Below are 1,382 nucleotides of genomic sequence, written 5' to 3'. Positions count from 1 at the left end.
ACTACCAAGGTTATAGGGACAAGCCGTACGGGCAATTAGTACTGGTTAGCTTAATGCATTACTGCACTTCCACACCCAGCCTATCAACGTCCTGGTCTCGAACGACCCTTTAAAGAGCTCAAGGCTCTGGGAAATCTCATCTCAAGGCAAGTTTCCCGCTTAGATGCTTTCAGCGGTTATCTCTTCCGAACTTAGCTACCCGGCAATGCCACTGGCGTGACAACCGGTACACCAGAGGTTCGTCCACTCCGGTCCTCTCGTACTAGGAGCAGCCCCCTTCAAATTTCCAACGCCCACGGCAGATAGGGACCAAACTGTCTCACGACGTTTTAAACCCAGCTCACGTACCACTTTAAATGGCGAACAGCCATACCCTTGGGACCGGCTACAGCCCCAGGATGTGATGAGCCGACATCGAGGTGCCAAACTCCCCCGTCGATATGAACTCTTGGGAGGAATCAGCCTGTTATCCCCAGAGTACCTTTTATCCGTTGAGCGATGGCCCTTCCATACAGAACCACCGGATCACTATGTCCTACTTTCGTACCTGCTCGACTTGTCGGTCTCGCAGTTAAGCACGCTTATGCCATTGCACTATCATCACGATGTCCGACCGTAATTAGCGTACCTTCGAACTCCTCCGTTACACTTTAGGAGGAGACCGCCCCAGTCAAACTGCCTACCATGCACTGTCCCCGATCCGGATAACGGACCAAGGTTAGAACCTCAAATGAACCAGGGTGGTATTTCAAGGTTGGCTCCACAATCACTAGCGTGACTGCTTCAAAGCCTCCCACCTATCCTACACAGATTGATTCAAAGTCCAATGCAAAGCTACAGTAAAGGTTCATGGGGTCTTTCCGTCTAGCCGCGGGTAGATTGCATCATCACAAACATTTCAACTTCGCTGAGTCTCGGGAGGAGACAGTGTGGCCATCGTTACGCCATTCGTGCAGGTCGGAACTTACCCGACAAGGAATTTCGCTACCTTAGGACCGTTATAGTTACGGCCGCCGTTTACTGGGACTTCAATCAAGAGCTTGCACCCCATCATTTAATCTTCCAGCACCGGGCAGGCGTCACACCCTATACGTCCACTTTCGTGTTTGCAGAGTGCTGTGTTTTTATTAAACAGTCGCAGCCACCATTTTATTGCAACCCGTTCATCCTTCCACAGTAAAGTGGTCAAACTACTAGGGCGTACCTTATCCCGAAGTTACGGTACCAATTTGCCGAGTTCCTTCTCCCGAGTTCTCTCAAGCGCCTTAGAATACTCATCTCGCCCACCTGTGTCGGTTTGCGGTACGGTCTCGTATGACTGAAGCTTAGAGGCTTTTCTTGGAACCACTTCCGATTGCTTCAGAACCTAAGTTCCTCGTCTC

The 1,382-nt window shown here is 50.7% G+C and carries 1 rRNA gene; it reads right to left on the bottom strand.

What is annotated here, in order from left to right:
• Window positions 1-14: 14 nt before the first annotated feature.
• A 23S ribosomal RNA gene (locus tag RCH14_RS23985) occupies window positions 15-1,382 on the bottom strand; the annotation flags it as partial.

The sequence above is a fragment of the Massilia sp. MP_M2 genome, assembly GCF_039123635.1.
GTDB lineage: Bacteria > Pseudomonadota > Gammaproteobacteria > Burkholderiales > Burkholderiaceae_D > Telluria.
Note: the sequence above shows the minus strand (reverse complement) of the source record. Positions and strands in the feature narration are given on the sequence as shown.